The organism is Kitasatospora sp. NPDC048662 (assembly GCF_055587065.1).
Window position 1 is genome coordinate 227,889 of record NZ_JBVJHA010000001.1, and the last position, 19,226, is coordinate 247,114.

Genomic DNA, 19,226 nt, shown 5'->3' on the forward strand with positions numbered 1-19,226 from the left:
AGGGCTCCCGGGCGGAACCCGGACGGGTGAACGTCCGGGTGCCCTCCTTCTAGCCTAAAGGGTCTGATTCATCCCGATTACCGGGACGTCACTCGCCCTTGGCCTTGGCGATGATGTCGTCCGCCACGTTCCGCGGAACCTCGGCGTACGAGTCGAACTGCATCGAGTAGCTTGCGCGACCAGAGGTCTTGCTGCGCAGGTCACCGACGTAGCCGAACATCTCGGAGAGCGGCACCAGCGCCTTGACGACGCGGGCACCGTGACGCTCCTCCATGGCCCGGATCTGGCCACGGCGGGAGTTGATGTCGCCGATCACGTCGCCCATGTAGTCCTCGGGGGTGGTGACCTCGACGGCCATCATCGGCTCGAGCAGAGCCGGCGACGCCTTCTTGGCACCTTCCTTGAACGCCATGGAACCGGCGATCTTGAACGCGAGCTCGGACGAGTCGACGTCGTGCGACGCACCGTCGAGCAGGCTCACGCGAACGCCCTGGAGCGGGTAGCCGGCGAGAACGCCGAACTCCATGGCCTCCTGGCAACCGGCGTCGACCGAGGGGATGTACTCCTTCGGCACGCGGCCACCGGTGACCTTGTTGACGAACTCGTAGCCCTCGCCGGACTCCAGCGGCTCGATCGCGATCTGGATCTTCGCGAACTGGCCGGAACCACCGGTCTGCTTCTTGTGCGTGTAGTCGATGCGCTCGACGGCCTTGCGGATCGTCTCGCGGTACGCGACCTGCGGCTTGCCGACGTTGGCCTCGACCTTGAACTCACGGCGCATACGGTCGACCAGCACCTCGAGGTGCAGCTCGCCCATACCCGCGATGATGGTCTGGCCGGTCTCTTCGTCGGTGTTGACCTGGAAGGACGGGTCCTCCTCGGCCAGACGCTGGATGGCGACACCCAGCTTCTCCTGGTCGCCCTTGGACTTGGGCTCGATCGCGACGCGGATGACCGGGGCCGGGAAGTCCATGGACTCCAGGATGACCGGCTGCTTCTCGTCGGACAGCGTCTCACCGGTGGTGGTCTGCTTCAGGCCCATGACGGCGATGATGTCGCCGGCGCCCACCGAGTCGATCTCCTCACGCTTGTTCGCGTGCATGCGGTAGATCTTGCCGATGCGCTCCTTCTTGCCCTTGACGGAGTTCAGCACCGAGGTGCCGGACTCCAGGCGGCCGGAGTACACGCGGACGAAGGTGAGCTTGCCCAGGTGCGGGTCGGACATGATCTTGAACGCGAGGGCGGCGAGCGGCTCGTCGTCAGAGGCCTGACGGACGATCTTCTCCTCGTCGTTGCCCGGCTTCGTACCCTCGATGCCCTCGATGTCGAGCGGCGACGGCAGGTACTTCACGACCGCGTCGAGCAGGGGCTGAACGCCCTTGTTCTTGAACGCGGAGCCGCAGAAGATCGGGGTGAACGACGAGTCCAGGGTGCCCTTGCGGATCGCGGCGACCAGCAGCTCCTCGGGGATGTCCTCGCCCTCCAGGGCGAGCTCCATCACCTCGTCGCTGATGTTCGACACGGTGTCGATCAGGGCCTCGCGGTACTCCGCGGCCTGCTCCGCCAGGTCGGCCGGGATGTCGACGGTGTCGTACATCTCGCCCTTGGGCGCGTCGGCCGAGTAGACCAGGGCCTTCATCTTCACCAGGTCGACGACGCCGGTGAAGTCGGCCTCGGCACCGATCGGCAGCTGCATGACCAGCGGGGTGGCGCCGAGGCGGTCCACGATGGTCTGCACGCAGAAGAAGAAGTTGGCGCCCGTGCGGTCCAGCTTGTTGATGAAGCAGATGCGCGGGACACCGTAGCGGTCAGCCTGCCGCCACACGGTCTCGGACTGGGGCTCGACACCGGCAACGCCGTCGAACACGGTCACGCCACCGTCGAGGACGCGCAGCGAGCGCTCCACCTCGACGGTGAAGTCGACGTGGCCCGGGGTGTCGATGATGTTGATCGTGTTCTCGACACCGTCGAGGGTCCAGTGGCAGGTCGTCGCGGCCGACGTGATGGTGATGCCGCGCTCCTGCTCCTGCTCCATCCAGTCCATGGTGGCAGCGCCATCGTGGACCTCACCGATCTTGTACGAGACACCGGTGTAGAACAGGATCCGCTCGGTGGTGGTGGTCTTGCCCGCGTCGATGTGCGCCATGATCCCGATGTTGCGGACCTTGGCGAGGTCAAGGGAGGTTGCAGCCATGGTGGCTCGTTCTCTCTCTGTCTAGTGACGGGGTTCGGACTACCAGCGGTAGTGCGCGAAGGCCTTGTTGGACTCGGCCATCTTGTGGGTGTCCTCGCGACGCTTCACGGAAGCGCCCAGGCCGTTGCTGGCGTCGAGGATCTCGTTGAGCAGACGCTCGGTCATGGTCTTCTCGCGACGGGCGCGGGAGTAGCCGACCAGCCAGCGCAGCGCCAGGGTGTTGGCGCGGCCCGGGCGGACCTCGACCGGCACCTGGTAGGTGGCGCCACCGACGCGGCGGGACTTGACCTCGAGGGTCGGCTTGACGTTCTCCAGCGCGCGCTTCAGCGCGACAACCGGGTCGGCGCCGGTCTTCTCACGGACACCCTCGAGGGCGCCGTAGACGATCCGCTCGGCGGTGGAGCGCTTGCCGTGCAGCAGGATCTTGTTGACCAGCGAGGTCACCAGCGGGGAGCCGTAGACCGGGTCGATGATGACCGGGCGCTTCGGGGCGGGGCCCTTACGAGGCATTCTTACTTCTCCTTCTTGGCGCCGTAGCGGCTGCGGGCCTGCTTGCGGTTCTTGACACCCTGGGTGTCAAGCGAGCCGCGGATGATCTTGTAGCGGACACCAGGAAGGTCCTTCACACGGCCACCGCGGACCAGCACGATGGAGTGCTCCTGCAGGTTGTGGCCCTCGCCCGGAATGTAAGCGGTGACCTCGATCCCGCTGGTGAGGCGCACACGGGCGACCTTGCGGAGAGCCGAGTTCGGCTTCTTCGGGGTGGTCGTGTACACACGCGTGCAGACGCCGCGACGCTGGGGCGAACCCTTCAGTGCGGGCGTCTTGTTCTTCTCGACCTTGTCCTGCCGGCCCTTTCGGACCAGCTGCTGGATCGTAGGCACCGTTTCTCCGTTTTCTGTGTGCCAAGGCTTGGTGGAACTAACCTGCGGTATGGCCCACACTCTCCGACCCACGCGGTCGGGCGTGTTGAGCCTTCTTCGGGGGAAGAATCACGGAATCCCGAGCTGAGCTGCGGCTACGGCACAGGCCGAGCGGGTGGAGTCTCCGCTGCGGCGACCGGTCTGCTGGCACGCACAAGGACCCGGGCACACCCCAGGCACAAGGTCAGAGCGTACCTAGCGCACAGGCGGCGGTCAAAACAAATGGGGCTCGCCGAACCGGGCGCCACCCGGACCAGGGTAACGACCTCGGTCTCAGTGCGGCCCGCTGCCGGCCACCATGACCACCAGCAGGAAGAACAGCGCCCAGCCGGCGATCGACAGCCAGCCGAACACCAGCCCCAGGATCGCCAGGCCGTCGCCCTCCTCGCGGGTGCGGCGGATCTGCGAGCGGGCGATGTGGCCGGTGATCACGGCGGGCAGGCCGGTGAGGCCGCCGGTGAACAGCGTCAGGCTGCCGAGGATCGCCGAGGCCGTCGCCATGCCGTTGCGCGGCGGGGCGGGCGGCGGGAGCAGCGGCGGAGGCATGAAGGTCGCCGGGACGGGGGCACCGAACGGGGCGACCATCGGCCCGGTCGGCAGGTCGGCCACCAGCACGGACAACTGGCCGTAGGTGGCGGCCTGGTGAGCGGAGGTCAGCCGGTGCTCGTACTCGTCGGCGGTGATCCGGCCCTCGGCGTAGGCGGCCTTCAGTACGTCCACGGTGCGTTCGCGGTCGGCGTGCGCGGCACGCATCGCGGACTGCGGCGTCGGCGCCGGGTGCCAGGGCTGCTGCCCGTACGGCGCCGGTGTTCCCCACTGACCGGCCATCGCGGCCACCTCCCGTTCCCCGCGCTGCACGCGCGCTTCTCAGGATGCAGGACGAACGGCGGGTCCGGGTAGTTGCCGAGGTGCGGCGGGTGACCGGCGAACTGCCGCTCCCGTAAGGGGCGGTTCCGCCACATGGGGGATGGAAAGGTAAAGAAATGATCATAGGGTCGAACGGACCGGCCAGGGACCGACCCCGACAAGGAGACCACCCGCCATGGAGGCGACCACCACGCCGCCCGCTGTCTCGATCCGCGACCTGTGGAAGCGCTTCGGTGCGCAGACCGCCGTCGCCGGACTCAACCTCGACCTTCCGGCCGGCTCGTTCATCGGGCTGGTCGGCCCCAACGGCGCCGGCAAGACCACCACGCTGTCGATGGTCACCGGCCTGCTGCGGCCCGACCAGGGCACCGTGCTGATACACGGCGCCGACGTCTGGCAGGACCCGGTCGCGGTCAAGTCCCGGATCGGCATCCTGCCCGAGGGCCTGCGGATGTTCGAGCGTCTCAGCGGGCGCGAACTGCTCCAGTACAACGGGCGGTTGCGCGGCCTGCCGGGCCCGGAGACCGACCGGCGCGCCGAGGAACTGCTGGCCGTCCTCGACCTGACCGGCTCCGCCGACAAACTGGTCGCCGACTACTCCACCGGCATGCGCAAGAAGATCGGCCTGGCCGCGGCGCTGCTGCACAACCCCGACGTGCTGTTCCTGGACGAGCCGTTCGAGGGCGTCGACCCGGTGTCCGCGCAGACCATCCGCGGCGTGCTCACCCGGTACGCCGCCTCCGGCTCCACCGTGGTGTTCTCCAGCCACGTCATGGAACTCGTCGAGTCGCTGTGCGACTGGGTCGCCGTGGTCAACGCCGGGCAGGTGGTCGCCGCCGGGCCGCTCGACCAGGTGCGCGGCGGGAACACGCTGCAGCAGGCGTTCCTCGGACTGATCGGCGTCCGCGAGGACGACGGGCACGCGCTCGGCTGGCTCGGTGGGGGCCACCGGTGAGCACCACCTCCCCCACCGCCTCCCCCGCCGCCTCCCCCACCGCCTCCCCCGCCGCCGACGACCGGGCCGTCGTCCGCACGCTGGTCTCGCTCAAGGTCCGCCTGCTGCGCAACGGGCTGCGGCGCAGCCCCGGCCGGGCCGCCGGTTACCTGGCCGGCACCTGCCTCGGGCTGCTGTTCGGCGTGTCCACGGCCGCCGGAATGGTGGTGCTGCGCGGGCACACGGGCGCCGCCGACGTCGCCGTGATGCTCACCGCCGGACTGGCCGTCAGCTGGGCCGCCATGCCGCTGTTCTTCTTCGCCGGCGACGAGAGCGCCGACCCGACCCGGCTCACCATGCTGCCGCTGCGCCCGCGCGCCCTGCTGCGCGGCACCCTGATCGGCAGCCTGGTCGGACCCGGCCCGCTGGTCGGCCTGCTGCTGCTGATCGGCGCCGCCCTCACCGCCGGGCAGGGCGCCGCGTCCGCCGCCGTCGCGGTGCTCGCGGTGCCGCTCACCCTGCTGGTGCTGATCGCGCTGAGCCGCTCGGTGGCCGCCGCCAACGCCCGGCTGCTGTCCAGCCGGCGCGGCAAGGACTTCGCGATCTTCGGCGGCCTGCTGTTCGCGGTGCTGATCCAGCTCGGCAACCTGGGCGTGCAGAGCTCCTTCCGGAGCCCCGAGCAGGGCCTCGACCTGTCGGTGCTGCACCCGTACGCCTCGGTACTGCGCTGGATCCCGCCGGTCTCCGCGATCGACGCGGTGCGCTCGGCCGGCGAGGGCTCCTACCTGGTCGCGGCGCTGCAACTCGCGCTCGCCGGCGGCCTGCTGACGGTGCTGCTGCGCTGGTGGCTGCGCAGCCTGCAGGCCCTGATGGTGTCCGGTGACGCCTCCACCCTGGTGGAGACCTCCTCGGTGCACTCCGGTTCGGGCTCCCGCGCCTGGCGGCTGCTGCCCGCCGGCCGGGCCGGCACCGTCGCCCAGCGGCACCTGCGCTACACCTGGCGCGAGCCCCGCGCCAAGGCGGCGATCTTCACCGGCATCGGCATGACCTGCGTGATCGCGGCGCTGTCGGTGGTCCAGGGCTGGGGCTCGGTGTACGTGATCGCGATCGGCGGGCTGATGCTCGGCCTGCAGTCCGCCAACCTGTTCGGCATGGACGGCTCCGGGTTCTGGATGGTCGCCGCGACCCTGGTCACCCGCCGGGACGCCCGCGACGAACTGCGCGGCCGGGTGTACGCCGTCCTCGCCCAGGGCGTCCTGGTGCTGCTGCTGGTCGGCCCGGTGCTGGCCGCCGTCACCGGTGGCTGGGCGGACCTCGCGCCCGCGCTCGGCGTGTCCTTCGCCGCCCTCGGCACCAGCGTCGGCCTGGGCAGCGTGATCAGCGTGTACGCCCCGTACGCGGTGCCCGCCGACGGCAACCCGATGCGCAGCGCCGCGCCCGGGCAGAACGGCGTGGTGATGCTCAACGCCTTCGGTTCGATGATCGGCGTCTCGCTGGGCTGCGCGCCGATCGGCATCACACTCGGCATCCTGCTGATCTCGCACCAGTCGGCCTGGCCGATCCTGCCGGTCGGCGTGCTGTACGGCGCGGGGATGGTCCTGCTGGGCATCCGGGTGGCATCCGGCGGTCTGATCAAGCGGCTGCCGGAGATCCTCGCCCGGGTGATCGAGCGCTGACCGGTCGAGCACTGACCGGTCGAGCGCTGACCGGTCGAGCACTGACCGGTCGAGCACTGACCGGTCGAGCGCTGACCGGTCGAGCGCTGACAGCCCCTTCTCGGCCCCGGGCCCGCCGCTATCATGCTGCGCGCCCGGGGCCGACCCGTGCGCACGGGGAGGGAGCACCATGCACAGCACGCAGTACGGCTGGACAAACAGCCCGTTCTGGACGCAAACCGTGCTGCCGGTGCTCGTCATGCTGCTGGTGCTGCGGCTGATCACCGCCTTCGCCCTCGGCCGTAGCCAGCACGGTTACCGGGCCCGGCTGCTGAGCCGCGCCCGGCGGGCCCAGATCCGCACCCTGCTCGCCGGGGACGCCTCCCGCCGCCGGTCCGAACTGCGGGCGCTGTCCACCGCGTACCCGCCGCAGTGGATCGCCTCCGCGGTGGAGCTGGTGCTGCCCGTGCTGATCGGCGGCGTGCTCACCGTGCTGATGTGGATCGGCACGCACCACCACTTCGAGGACCCGAACGACGCCCTCGACCAGGAGGCGGTGCGCACCAGCCCGCCGTGGCTGGCGGCGCGGGCGCTGCTCGCGCTGTTCGGCGGCGACGGCGGGCTCGGAGCGGCCCTGACCGGCTTCGTGCTGACCGCGCTGTGGCAGCTGCTGTGGGCCCGCACCCGGTTCCTGGTGCTGTGCACCCGGATGCCGTCCGGCACCTGGGAACACTCCCGGCTGCGCCGCTACCTGGTGCCGGTGCTCGCCGCCCAGTTCCTGCTGATCCCGCTGGTGCTGCCGAACGGCGCGCTGATCGCACTGGTGGCGTGGCAGCTGTGCTCGCTGTTCGCCACCCGCCGTCTGAACCTGCTGCCGACGGCCGCCGTCGCCCCGCCGCTGACGGGCGTCACCGCGTCCGCCGAGGCACCCGCGGGGGCGGTCCGGGACACCGTGGACACGCTCGGCGCGGCCGCCTCGGCCCGCCTGCAGTCGATCCGCGAGACCCGTGAGGCGCAGCGCACCCGCCGCGCCCGGGAGGCCGCCGCGCGCGCCGCCGCCGCGCAGACCGAGGCGCAGGTCGCCGCCCGGGATGCCGAGATCGCCCGGGCGGTGGTCGCCGAGTCCGAGGCGCTGCGGGCCGCCCGGGAGGCCGAACAGGCCGAGGCGGCGGCCCGGTTCGCGGCCGAGCCCACGGTGACCGGCGCCCCCGCCGCCACGGCCACGCCGACGGTGCTGGGCAGCACGGTGCGCGAGCAGGACGGGCTGCCGACCGTCGATGCCAAGCCGCTGCCGAACGGGGTGCCCACCGCGATCGGCGCGTACCGGCTGCTCGGGCTGATCGGCTCCGGCGGGTTCGGCACCGTCTACCTGGCGCGCCGTCAGGGCTCCGCCACCATGGTCGCGCTGAAGACCCTGCACGCCGACACCGGGCAGGACGAGGAGCTGCACCGCCGGTTCGAGAACGAGGCGAAGGTGCTGGCCCAGGCGCCCGCCGCGCACACCGCGCGGGTGCTGGACACCGGCGTCGCCGACAGCACCCCGTTCATCGCCATGGAGCTGCTCGACGGCCGTCCCCTGCAGGCCCTGCTGCGCGAGCGCGGCACCCTCGCCGACCCGGCCGCGCTGCGGGCGCTCGCGGTGGCGCTGGCCGTCGCGCTGGACGCCCTGCACCGCAGCGGGCTGGTGCACCGGGACCTGAAGCCGTCCAACATCATGATGACCAGTGACGGCCCCAAGCTGCTGGACTTCGGCATCTCGCTGATGGCCGACCACACCCGGCTGACCCGGACCGGCGGCATGGTCGGCACGCCCGTCTTCATGGCCCCCGAGCAGCTGGCCGAGGGCCCGGTCGGACCGGCCGCGGACGTCTGGGCGTGGGCCTGCTGCCTGGTCTGCGCGGCGTACGGCGAGAGCCCGTTCGCCACCGCCAACCAGTACGCCGTCTACCACCGGATCGTCAACGAGGCGCCGTCCCCGGCCGGGATCGCCGCCGTCCGCGCGCTCGACCCCGGCCTGGCCGACGCCGTCGAGCGCGCTCTCGCCAAGGACCTCGCCGAGCGTCCCGCCGACGGGGCCGCGCTGCTGGCGCTGCTCACCGCGGACGGCACCCCGGCACAGCGGCAGATCGCCCGCGGCTGGGACGCCCTGGCCGGCTGACGGACTCGCCGGGCGGCGCGCTCCGACAGCACGCTCCGGCATCATGGGGAGCGCCCCTCCCCCGCACCCCAGGAAGCAGGACCGCCGTGACCAGCACCGATCAGCCCGTGGACGAGCTGCTGGCGGAGGCGGTGGGCCGGGTGACGGGTGCGCCGGCCGACGGGCTGGAGTTCGTGGTGGACGGCGCGGCCTCGGTGCTGGCGGCGTCCGCGGACCGGTGGCCGCTGGTGAGCCGGGCGCTGCTGGGCTTCGCGGAGCGGTCGGTGGGCCGGTGCTGGGCGGCGGGCTGGCGGCCGGCCGACCTGGTGCGGGTGGCGCGGCGCGAGCTGGGCCCGGTGCAGGTCGCCCTGGCGGTGGACCTGATCGCGGCGGAGGGCCGCCGGCACCCCGCCGCGGCGCTGGACCGCCGCTGGCGGGAGCAGCTGCGGGAGCTGGAGGCGGAGCCCTGGTGGCCGTCCGACGAGGCGTACCTGCAGGCGTTCGCGGACCGGCACCGGCTGGACCGGTTCGCGCTGGCCACGGCGGTGCTGGAGCTGTTGCGGACGTGGGCGCTGCTGCCGCCCGTGCAGCCGGTGGGCCCGGCGCCGGGGCAGTCGGCGCCGCGGGTGAGCGCACCGCGCGGCGGGGAGCCGCGAATGCTGGGGCGGATCCGGGCACTACTGGCGAAGGCCGAGTCGACCGGTTTCCCGGACGAGGCGGAGGCGCTGACCGCGAAGGCCCAGGAGCTGATGGCGCGGCACTCGATCGACGAGGCGCTGCTGTCGGCGGGCGGCCCGTCGGCGGGCGGCCCGTCGGCGGACGAGCCGGCGGCGCTGCGGATCGGTGTGGACAACCCGTACGAGGGCCCGAAGACGATGCTGCTGGACGCGGTGGCGGCGGCGAACCGGTGCCGGGTGGTGTGGGCGAAGGAGTTCGGGTTCTGCACGGTGATCGGCTTCGACGCCGACCTGGACTGCGTCGAGCTGCTCTACACCTCGCTGCTGGTGCAGGCGACCTCGGCGATGCAGCGGGCGGGCAGCCGCAAGCACAAGGACGGCGCGGCCCGGACGAAGGCGTTCCGGCAGTCGTTCCTGGTGGCGTACGCGGCGCGGATCCGGGAGCGGCTGGCCGAGGCCACCGAGCGGGCCACCGAGGACGCGGCGGCCGGGCGCCCGGCCGAGCCGGGTGGTGTCGAGGACGGCGGCGGGACGCTGCCGGTGCCGGCCCCGGACGGCGGGCTGCTGCCGGTACTGGCGGCCCGGGCGGAGGCCGTGGACGATGCGGTGGGCAGGATGTTCCCGAAGCTCGTGTCGCAGCGGGTGCGGGTGAGTGACGGCGAGGGCTGGGTCGAGGGCCGGGCCGCCGCCGACCGGGCCACGCTGCACCGGGGTTCGGGACGGATCGAGCGCTGACGGAACGTCGGCGGACAAAGGGGGGATGGGGATGGAGTTCTCGGAGCGGGTCCGCGGCTCGTTGGTCGGCGGTGCGCTGGGCGACGCGCTGGGGTGGCCGATCGAGTTCCTGCGGTGGGAGAACATCCAGCGGCAGTTCGGCGAGGCGGGCCTGACCGACCTGGCGAACGGCGACCGCGACGGCCACTTCACCGACGACACCCAGATGACGCTGTTCACCGCGGAGGGCCTGCTGCGCGGCGGCCGCCGCCGGGACCTGCACGCCGCGTACCGGCGTTGGCTGGAGACCCAGCGGCAGAACCGGCCGATCCTCCCGGACGGCTGGCTGGCCTCGCAGCCGCTCCTGTACGCCTCCCGGGCCCCGGGCAACGCCTGCATGTCGGGCGTGGTGCTGGACTACACGGATGCCGTCCCGTTCGGTCAGGAGGGCCCGGTCAACCCGCAGTCGAAGGGCTGCGGGACGGTGATGCGCTCGGCGCCGTTCGGTCTGCTCGGCATGGGCCCCGACGAGGCGTTCGGACGGGCCGCGCTGGCCGCGCAACTGACCCACGGTCACCCGACCGGCTACCTGGCGGCGGGCGCGTTCGCCGCGCTGATCGAGCGCGTCGTCGCCGGGATGCCGCTGCGGGAGGCGCTCTCCGCGACGCTGACGCAGCTGGCGGCGGTGCCGTCCCACACCGAGACGGCGCAGGCCCTGCACCGGGCGGTGCGGGTGGCCGAGGAGGGCCCGGGTTCGGCGGAGACGGTGGAGCGGGTCGGCCTGGGCTGGATCGCCGAGGAGTGCCTGGCGATCGCGGTGTACGCGGCGCTGGTCACCACGAACGCCCGGGACGCCCTGGTGCTGGCGGTCAACCACTCCGGCGACAGCGACTCCACGGGCGCGGTCTGCGGCAACCTGGTCGGCGCGCTGTACGGCCTGTCCGGCCTGCCCGCCGACTGGTGCGCGATCGTCGAGGGCCGGGACGTGCTCCTGCAGGTGGCCGACGACCTGGTGGCCCTCGCCCGCGGCGACCGGGCGGCGCTCGCCGACCGCTATCCGCTGCCGGTCGGGTGACGGGGTGGCGCTGAGTCCGGAGAAGGTGTCGGCCACCGCGCCCGGCCTGGTCGACCTGTACAAGTCCGCGCGGGTGAGCCTGACCAAGCGCGGACTCCAGCACGCCCGGGCCGCCGTCCACCTGGTGCTCGACCGCTCCGGCTCGATGCGTCCGCACTACCGTTCCGGGGCCGTCCAGCACTTCGCCGAGCAGGTGCTGGCGCTCTCGGCGCACCTGGACGACGACGGGCGGGTGCCGGTGGTCTTCTTCTCCACCGGGGTGGACGGCGTCGCCGAGATCTCGCTCGACGACCACCTGGGCCGGATCGGACGCCTGCACTCCTCGTTGGGGCACATGGGCCGGACCAACTACCACCTGGCGATGAAGGCGGTGATCCGCCACTACCAGCTCTCCGGCGCCACCGACCCCGCGCTGGTGGTGTTCCAGACCGACGGCGGCCCGACCTCGCGCGCGGCGGCCCGGGACATGCTCTGCCTGGCCGCCGAACTCCCGCTCTACTGGCAGTTCGTGGGCTTCGGCGACCCCGCCGACCAGGAGTTCGCCTTCCTCCGCCGCCTCGACGAACTCCCCGTCCCGGCCCGCCGCCCGGTCGACAACGCCGGCTTCTTCCCCGCCGGCCAGGACCCGAGCGCCCACACCGACGCCGACCTGTACGACCACCTGCTGACCGGCTTCCCGGAGTGGCTCGCCGCCATGGGGCTGGGCTGACGGCGCCGGGGTCAGTCCCAGAGCGCGCCGAAGGCGAGCAGTTCCTTGCGGTACTCGATCCGCTCCACCCAGTCCTGCGGCCATCCGCCCGCGCCGTGCCGGGCACCGGCGAAGGCGCCGGCCAGGCAGGCCAGGGAGTCGGAGTCGCCGGAGGAGACGGCGGCCCGGCGGACGGCGGCGACCGGGTCGTCGGGGAGCAGCAGGAAGCAGAGCAGGGCGGTGGCGAACGCCTCCTCGGCGACCCAGCCTTCGCCGGTCCGCTCGCACGGGTCTGCGTCGACTTCACCGGCGGCGAGCGCGGCGTCGAGACGGTCGAGGGCCTGGAGGCACTCGTCCCAGCCGCGTGCGATGAACTCCCCGGGCGAGCCGAAGTGGTCCCGCGAGGCGAGGTCGCCGAGCCAGAACTCGTCGTAGTGGGTGCGCTGTTGGTGGGCGTGGGCACGCAGCCGGGCGGGGAGTTCGGAAGGGTCGGTGCCTTGGGCCAGCCAGCGGACGGTGAACGCGGTGAGCTCACTGGCGGCCAGCGCGGTCGGGTGGCCGTGGGTGAGGCCGGACTGCAACTGGGAGGCGCCGGACACCTGCCGGTCCGTCAGCTCCCGGACCAGGCCGAGCGGGGCGACCCGCATGTTCGCGCCGCAGCCCTTGGAGCCGATGTCGGACGCGTCCTGCCAGGGGCGGCCGGTGGACAGCCGGAAGCAGGACCGCAGGCAGGTCATGCCGGGGGCCCGGTTGTTGTCCGGGGAGCGCCACCAGTCCACGAACTCCTCGCGCAGCGGCAGTTCGAGGCGCAGCGGGACGAGCGGGCCCTCGGCGAGGCCGGTGCGCAGGGCGCGGGCGAGCGCCAGTGTCATCTGGGTGTCGTCGGTGACCTGGGCCTTCTTCGGCAGCGGGAGATTCCGCCAGTCGGGGCTGAGCAGCCCGATCTCGTCCAGGTTCAGGAATTCGGTGCGCCTGCCGAGGGCGTCGCCGATCGCCAGCCCCAGCATCGTTCCTGTCGCCCGCCCCACGGCATGCCCCTCTCAGACCTCGACCAGCAGTTCCTTCAGTCCGCGGATCACGTAGCCGGGGTTCCACTCGGGTTCGCGCACCAGCGTCAGCCCGGGGGCCTTGCGGAGCAGCGCGCCGTAGGACTCGGTGAGTTCGAGTCTGGCAAGCGGCGCACCGAGACAGAAGTGAATTCCGGCGCCGAAGGTGATGTGCGGGTTGTCGGTGCGGCCGAGGTCGAGCCGGTCGGGGTCGGTGAAGCGTTCGGGGTCGCGGTTGGCGGAGCCGAACAGCAGCGCCACCTCGGAGCCGCGCGGGATCCGGACGCCGCCGACCTCGATGTCCTCCAGCACCCAGCGTTCGAACATCTGCAGCGGGGTGTCGTAGCGCATCAGCTCTTCGATCGCGGTGGGCAGCAGTTCGTCCACCGCGCCGCGCAGCCGGGCGAGTTCGCCGGGGTTGCGCAGCAGCGCCCACCAGCCGTTGCCGGTGGTGTTGACGGTCGCCTCGTGGCCGGCGTTCAGCAGCAGCACGCAGGTGGAGATCATCTCCTGCTCGCTGAGCACCTGCCCGTCCTCGGCGGCCTGGGCCAGCGCGCTGATCAGATCGGTGCCGGGTTCCTCGCGCCGGCGGCGGATCAACTCCCGCAGGTAGGCGGAGAATTCGAGGCTGGCGGTGACCGCGCGACGGGCGGTGTCCTGGTCCGGGTTGAGCTCGAACATGCCGGTGATGTCGGCGGACCAGGGCCGCAGCAGGTGCCGGTCCGCTTCGGGGACGCCGAGCATCTCGGCGATCACGGCGACCGGCAGCGGCTCGGCGACCTTCGCGATCAGGTCGCCGCCGCCGTCGGCGAGCAGCCCGTCGACCAGTTCGCCGGCCAGCCGCCGCACGGTCGGGCGCAGCGACTCCACCATGCGCGGGGTGAACGCCTTGGCCACCAGCCGCCGGATCCGGGTGTGGTCGGGTCCCTCCAGGTCGAGCAGGCCGTAGTCGTTGAGGGTGTGGAACGGCTCGTGCGCCGGGTTCGGCGCGGGCTGCCCGAACTCCTCGTGGCTGAACCGGTGCGTGTAGGTGCGGCCCAGCCGCCGGTCCCGCAGCAGCGCGTTGACGTCCGCGTACCGGGAGATCAGCCACTGGTCGCTCGGCGCGTAGTGGACGACCGGCAACTGCTCGCGCAGCACCGCGTACGCCGGGTACGGGTGGGCCACGAACTCGGCCGACCACGGGTCGAAGGCATCAGGCGCCATGGAGTTGTCCTCCTGCTCGTCAGATCGCCATCGTATGCGCTCCGACCTGCGGGTTTACCCTCAGCCCCGGGACAGGTCGCCGTTCACCAGCCGCCGCACCAGCTTCGGCAGCGCCTCGGAGATCGGCTCGCGGATCACCTCGTGCGCCGCCTCGTCCCAGGCGGTGGGCTCGCCGTTGACGACGATCAGCCGGGCGTCGTGCTCCAGCGCGATCCGCGGCAGCAGCGCCGCCGGCCTCACCTGGAGCGAACTGCCCACCGCCAGAAAGACCTGGCACGCCTTGGCGACCGCGTCCGCCTGCGCCAGCACCTTCTCGTCCAGCGTCTCGCCGAACATCACGGTGCGCGGACGCAGCACCCCGCCGCACTGCTCGCACGCCGGGTCGTCCTCCCCCGCCGCGACCCGCTCCAGCGCCGCCTCCATCGGGCTGACGACCCGGCACCGGGCGCACTGCACCTCGGTGGCGGTGCCGTGCAGCTCGATCACCTTCCGGGCGGGCAGCCCGGCCGCCTGGTGCAGGCCGTCCACGTTCTGCGTCAGCACCCGCATGGGCACGCCCGCCCGCTCCAAATCCACCAGCGCCCGGTGCCCGGCGTTCGGCCTGGCACCGATCGCACCGGCGTCCCGCCGCATCAGCCAGGACCGGCGGCGCACCTCCGTGCTCGCCAGGTACGGGCCGATCGTCACCATCTCCTGCGCGCTCGGATCGCGCTGCCAAAGCCCTTGCGGGCCGCGGTAGTCGGGAATCCCCGAGTCCGTGGAGATCCCCGCCCCCGTCAACACCGCCACCAGCGGACGCTTCTCGCTCATGCCCCGGACGGTACGGCTCGCGGCCGGTTCTGACCACCCGTTATCACCGGCCAGAACGCCACCAGGTACAACACCGCGCCGACCGGCATGAAGTCCAGCGACGCCCCCATCAACACCGTACCCACCAGCACCAGCACCGGGCTCCACCAGCGCACCACCCCGCGCACCGTCAGCCGCACCAGCAGCGCCAGCAGCCCCACGTACAGCAGCATCGGCACCACCGTGTACACCAGCGGCATCACCCCCGGCACCGACTGAATCCGCTCGAACAGGTCCGAACGCGCCGCGTAGTCCTGCGAGACCGCGTTGGCGTACAGGTCGATGCCGCTCTGCGCGAGGCCGGCCACCACCCCCGCGAGACCCGCCCCCAGCCAGACCCGGCCCCAGGCCCCCCGTTCACCGCCGAGACGCCACAGCTCCACCATGCCGAGACCCATCAGCACCATCCCCGCGAACAGCGCGACATGCCCGACCGTCCAGCCCGGCCCCACCCCCCGCGACCCCGGCACCAACCGCACCGCCCCGTACACCGCGAGCAGCCCCGCGGCCCATCCCAGCGCCCGACGCCCCGTCACCATCTCGCCCAACCCCTTTACGTGAGTGCCCTTTTCGACACCCCCAACCCTGCCGTGGCGGCCAGCGGCGCGACTCCCCCGCGACGGTGAAAGGTCGGGATCCCTCCCAAGTAGGAGACAGCGGGTGAACGCGAGAGCGGGTGGGCGCGAAACCGGGGGCGCGGGGAACCGCGCGAAGCGGGAGGAACCCCACCGCAAGATCGCGACGCAGGACAATGACCTGCACTTGATCGCGACCTTTCGGACGTGGTGTGCGCTTGTCGCGCAGTTCCCCGCGCCCCCGGTTGTGCTCTCCCCGGTTTCACGCCTTCACTCCCCTGCCGTCACGGCCCCCGCCTCGTACGCGAACACCACCGCGTGTACGCGGTCCCGCAGCCCCAGCTTCTGCAGCAGGTTGCTGACGTGCGTCTTGACCGTGTGCTCGCTGACCACCAGCTCCGCGGCGATCTCGGCGTTCGACATGCCGCGGGCGACCAGCCGCAGGGTCTCCAGCTCGCGGGCGGTGAGGGTGCCCAGGAGCAGACTCAGCGGCCGGGAGACGGCCAGCGCCCCGCCCGCCTTGCGCGCCGTGACTTCGCCGATGACCCGGCGGGTGACGGACGGAGCGAGCAGGGCCTCGCCGGAGGTGACGACGCGGACGGCGTGGGCGAGGTCGTCGCGGCGGACATCCTTGAGCAGGAAGCCGCTCGCCCCCGCGTACAGCGCGTCGAACACGTAATCATCGACGTCGAAGGTGGTCAGCATGATCACTTTGCAGCGGGGGAACTCGGCACAGACCCGGCGCGCCGCCTCCAGCCCGTCCATCACCGGCATCCGGACGTCGAGCAGCAGCACGTCGGGATCAAAGCTGCGCACAGCCTCTATCGCCTGCTGTCCGTCGCCGGCTTCGGCGACGACCTCGATGTCGGGTTGGGCGTCGAGGATCATGCCGAATCCGGCGCGGACCAGTTCCTGGTCGTCGGCGATCACCACTCGTATGGGCAACTGAACTTCCTCTCTCAGGCGTTGAGCGGCAGCACGGCGGCCACCAGGTAGCCCGGGCCGTCGGGCCGGGGGCCGGTTTCGACGCTGCCGCCGCAGGCGGCCGCGCGTTCCCGGATGGAGAGCAGGCCGCGTCCGCCGGAGCGCCCGTCGATCCCGGCGCCGGCCGCAGCAGTAGGGCCGCTCCCGTCGTCGGCGACGGAGACGGTCAGATCCGTGCCGTCGCGGACGCCGACCCGGACCACCGCCCGGCTCGCCCCGGCGTGCTTGACCACGTTGGTGAGGGCTTCCTGGACGATCCGGTAGGCGGCGGCCTGCACCTCGGCGGGGCCGGCCTCCTCGATGCGGGCGTCGACATCGACGCCCGATTCGCGGACGCGGTCGAGGACCCCGGCGAGTTCGGCCAGCCGGGGCTGCGGCGCGAGCGCGGGCGCCGCCCCGTCCTCCTTGAGCACGCCGAGCACCCGCCGGAGCTGGACCATGGCGTCGCGTCCGGAGTCGGCGATGGCGTCGAAGGCGCGGATCGCCCGGTCGGGGTTGGTGCGCACCACCAGCGGCCCGGCCTCGGCCTGGACGACCATCAGGGAGACGGCGTGGGCGAGGATGTCGTGCATCTCGCGGGCGATCCGGCCGCGTTCCTCCGCGACGGCCCGGGCGGCGTCACTGGCGGCGCGCAGTCCGACCTGCCGGGCGCGTTCGGCCTCGACGCCGGCCAGCCGGCGCAGTTCGCGCACCAGTGAGCCGACCACGAAGCTGCCGACGGACACCAGCAGGCTGAACAGCAGGCCGTCGAAGGAGCGGGTGCCGATCACGTTGCCGATCACGCAGGACGCCAGCAGCACGGCCCGCTGCCAGTCCTTGCCCCGGTCGGCGACGGTGTAGATGGCCACCGCCATGGCGACCTGGATCTGCGGCATCGCGAAGTGCGCCAGCGCGGACAGTGCCATGGTGGGCACGGCGCACATCCCGAGCACCGCCCACGGCGCCCGGCGCCGCCACCACAGCGGCACCGAACCGGCCAGCGCCAGCGCGTACGCCCACCATTTCCCGCCCGCTCCGTACGGGTCGGTCCACACGCCCGTGACCGAGACGCAGACCGCCAGCGCGACCAGCGGCGCGTCCACCGCCCACGGCCGGGCCCTCCCCCAGGCCAACAGGCCTTCCATCCACTTCCCCATTTCGCGCATCCTCTCGCATCGTCGGGCGGCCGCCGTCCCTCTCCCCGCCCCCGGGAACGCCGAAGGGCGCCCCCGACCGGGAGCGCCCTGACGAGGCGTCAATGCCGGGGCGTCACAGCAGCCGCTTGATCTCTCCGCGCGCCCGGTAGAACCCGCCGGACGCGGACTCCCGCACCTCCGCCACCAGGTAGCGCGCCCCGGCGATGCGGACGTCCTTGGGGAACTGCACCCGCCAGGACGGGTCGAAGCCGGGCGAGACCACCCGCACCCGCAGCCGATTGCCGTCGGCGACGCACTCCACCTCGACGCCGCTGCCGGCCGCCGCGGTGACGCTGACGGTCTCCAGCACCGCGGACGACTCCACCCGGGCGAAGCCGCGGCCGGTGACCTCGGCGGTGGCCGGCAGGGTGCCCTGCTCGGCGGCCTGGACGGCGCCCGGCGAGGCGTCCAGGCAGGCCAGCGAGCCGTCGGTGGTGACCACGTACAGCCGTCCGTCGCGGTACTGCATGCTGTACGCGGAGCCGCAGCCGGTGCCGAGCTTCCACAGCCGGGTGCCGTCGGCGGCGAAGCAGTACACCGACGAGTGGTTGTCGCCGGCGAACACGTACTCGCCGTCCGGGGAAGCCGCGCAGGAGAACACCGCGGCGTCGCACTTGTACGCGGTGACCTCGGCGCCGTCGGACTTGCGCAGCCGGTGCACCCAGCCCTGCGAGGTGCCGGCGAACACCTCGTCCCGTTCCTGCCAGCCGAACAGCACCTGGCCCTTGGTGCGGGCGTGCCACTGCTGGTCGCCGCCGCGCTTCGCGTACCGGGTGACGCCCGCCGAGTAGCCGTGGTAGACGGAGTCGGCGTCGCAGCGCACCATCCAGCCGGCCGAGCCCTGGGCGCTGCGCCGCCACTGGAACTCGTCCTCGTGATCGACGGTGGTCAGCCCGCCGCGCGCGTCGGCGACGCCGAGCACGCCGTCGTGGATGTCCAGCCAGTAGATGTCCACGTCCTGGGCGATCTCGTACGCCACCCGCGGCACCTTGCCGCCCAGGTCGTACACCTTGCCGTCGTCGCAGCCCGCGTAGATCCACCAGTCGTCGGCAACGATGCACTTGACGCCGTCGGGCAGGCCGAACCGGCCGGTGACCTCGCCGTCCCGGGTCAGCGTGTAGACGTCGCCGCTCTCGTTGCCGACCCAGGCGTGCTCCTCGCCGACGTACACCCCGAACGCGGGCGAGCCGGAGCGGAAGCGCCACAGCAGCGGCGCCTGGCGGGCGGTGGAGCGGGTCGAGGTGATCTGCCGGCGGGTCACCGCCCGGCGCTGGCGGACGCCCTGGACGGCCGGCGCGTAGCCCTTGCGGACCTTCTCGCCGATCTTCTTGGCGGCCGTGGCGGCGGCCTTCTCCGCACTCGGGCAGAGCGTGGTCTTCGTCGTGCCCGGCTCGCCGATCCGTCCGTAGCGGATCGTCAACTCCGCGCCCTTGACGGTGACTTCGTAGAACTTGTGGGCACTTCCCTGGTCCTCGGAGAGTTCCAGGTAGGTCACCTGCGGGTCCGCGGAAACCGTGGCAGACATGG

The 19,226-nt window shown here is 72.3% G+C and carries 17 protein-coding genes; 6 read left to right on the forward strand and 11 right to left on the reverse strand.

Annotation, left to right across the window (positions count from 1 at the left end):
• Positions 1–88 precede the first annotated feature (88 nt).
• The 4 genes from fusA to ACZ6R9_RS01070 form a co-directional block, all read right to left on the reverse strand.
• The gene (gene fusA / locus ACZ6R9_RS01055) at positions 89–2,194 is read right to left on the reverse strand and encodes an elongation factor G (protein WP_380486764.1); all 2,106 of its coding nucleotides are present in this window, start codon (positions 2,192–2,194) and stop codon (positions 89–91) included.
• A 39-nt stretch (positions 2,195–2,233) separates the two neighbouring features.
• A complete protein-coding gene (gene rpsG, locus ACZ6R9_RS01060; RefSeq protein WP_030457432.1) occupies positions 2,234–2,704 on the reverse strand; it encodes a 30S ribosomal protein S7 in 471 nt (156 codons plus the stop codon).
• A gap of 2 nt (positions 2,705–2,706) precedes the next feature.
• Complete coding sequence (rpsL, locus tag ACZ6R9_RS01065; protein WP_014144289.1) at positions 2,707–3,078, reverse strand: 30S ribosomal protein S12; 372 nt, start codon at positions 3,076–3,078, stop codon at positions 2,707–2,709.
• 312 nt (positions 3,079–3,390) lie between these two features.
• Complete coding sequence (locus tag ACZ6R9_RS01070) at positions 3,391–3,975, reverse strand: DUF1707 and DUF4190 domain-containing protein (RefSeq protein WP_380486765.1); 585 nt, start codon at positions 3,973–3,975, stop codon at positions 3,391–3,393.
• Positions 3,976–4,159: 184 nt separating this feature from the next.
• On the opposite strand from ACZ6R9_RS01070, the gene ACZ6R9_RS01075 reads away from it, so the two are divergent.
• The 6 genes from ACZ6R9_RS01075 (at position 4,160) to ACZ6R9_RS01100 (ending at position 11,885) form a co-directional block, all read left to right on the forward strand.
• Positions 4,160–4,939 (forward strand): ABC transporter ATP-binding protein, encoded by a 780-nt coding sequence (locus tag ACZ6R9_RS01075; protein ID WP_465535675.1) that lies wholly within the window; start codon positions 4,160–4,162, stop codon positions 4,937–4,939.
• The gene (locus ACZ6R9_RS01080) at positions 4,936–6,594 is read left to right on the forward strand and encodes a transporter (protein WP_465535677.1); all 1,659 of its coding nucleotides are present in this window, start codon (positions 4,936–4,938) and stop codon (positions 6,592–6,594) included. The genes ACZ6R9_RS01075 and ACZ6R9_RS01080 overlap by 4 nt, the downstream gene beginning before the upstream one ends.
• Before the next feature lie 169 nt (positions 6,595–6,763).
• Positions 6,764–8,731, forward strand: coding sequence for a serine/threonine-protein kinase (locus ACZ6R9_RS01085; protein ID WP_465535679.1), 1,968 nt, complete (start codon positions 6,764–6,766; stop codon positions 8,729–8,731).
• Positions 8,732–8,817: 86 nt separating this feature from the next.
• Positions 8,818–10,122, forward strand: a complete 1,305-nt coding sequence (locus ACZ6R9_RS01090) for a DUF2786 domain-containing protein (RefSeq protein ID WP_465535681.1) — start codon at positions 8,818–8,820, stop codon at positions 10,120–10,122.
• 31 nt (positions 10,123–10,153) lie between these two features.
• Positions 10,154–11,176 (forward strand): ADP-ribosylglycohydrolase family protein, encoded by a 1,023-nt coding sequence (locus ACZ6R9_RS01095; RefSeq protein ID WP_380486774.1) that lies wholly within the window; start codon positions 10,154–10,156, stop codon positions 11,174–11,176.
• Positions 11,177–11,180: 4 nt separating this feature from the next.
• Positions 11,181–11,885: a VWA domain-containing protein gene (locus ACZ6R9_RS01100; protein WP_465535683.1), complete on the forward strand. Its 705-nt coding sequence runs from the start codon at positions 11,181–11,183 to the stop codon at positions 11,883–11,885.
• Between the two features lie 11 nt (positions 11,886–11,896).
• Here the strand turns inward: ACZ6R9_RS01100 and ACZ6R9_RS01105 are convergent, their stop codons facing one another.
• From ACZ6R9_RS01105 to ACZ6R9_RS01135, 7 genes are all read right to left on the reverse strand, one after another.
• Complete coding sequence (locus ACZ6R9_RS01105) at positions 11,897–12,871, reverse strand: ADP-ribosylglycohydrolase family protein (RefSeq protein ID WP_380486777.1); 975 nt, start codon at positions 12,869–12,871, stop codon at positions 11,897–11,899.
• Positions 12,872–12,904: 33 nt separating this feature from the next.
• Positions 12,905–14,116 (reverse strand): cytochrome P450, encoded by a 1,212-nt coding sequence (locus ACZ6R9_RS01110; protein ID WP_465535685.1) that lies wholly within the window; start codon positions 14,114–14,116, stop codon positions 12,905–12,907.
• A 60-nt stretch (positions 14,117–14,176) separates the two neighbouring features.
• Positions 14,177–14,926, reverse strand: coding sequence for an SIR2 family NAD-dependent protein deacylase (locus tag ACZ6R9_RS01115; RefSeq protein WP_380486781.1), 750 nt, complete (start codon positions 14,924–14,926; stop codon positions 14,177–14,179).
• Positions 14,923–15,504 carry a hypothetical protein gene (locus ACZ6R9_RS01120; protein WP_465535688.1) on the reverse strand — a complete coding sequence of 194 codons (582 nt, stop codon included), beginning with the start codon at positions 15,502–15,504 and terminating at the stop codon, positions 14,923–14,925. The genes ACZ6R9_RS01115 and ACZ6R9_RS01120 overlap by 4 nt, the downstream gene beginning before the upstream one ends.
• A 306-nt stretch (positions 15,505–15,810) precedes the next feature.
• Positions 15,811–16,485, reverse strand: coding sequence for a response regulator (locus tag ACZ6R9_RS01125; protein ID WP_380486785.1), 675 nt, complete (start codon positions 16,483–16,485; stop codon positions 15,811–15,813).
• Between the two features lie 14 nt (positions 16,486–16,499).
• Positions 16,500–17,660 carry a sensor histidine kinase gene (locus ACZ6R9_RS01130; RefSeq protein ID WP_465535690.1) on the reverse strand — a complete coding sequence of 387 codons (1,161 nt, stop codon included), beginning with the start codon at positions 17,658–17,660 and terminating at the stop codon, positions 16,500–16,502.
• Between the two features lie 112 nt (positions 17,661–17,772).
• Entirely contained in the window at positions 17,773–19,224 is a 1,452-nt protein-coding gene (locus ACZ6R9_RS01135) for a WGR domain-containing protein (protein WP_465535692.1), read from the reverse strand.
• Positions 19,225–19,226 lie beyond the last annotated feature (2 nt).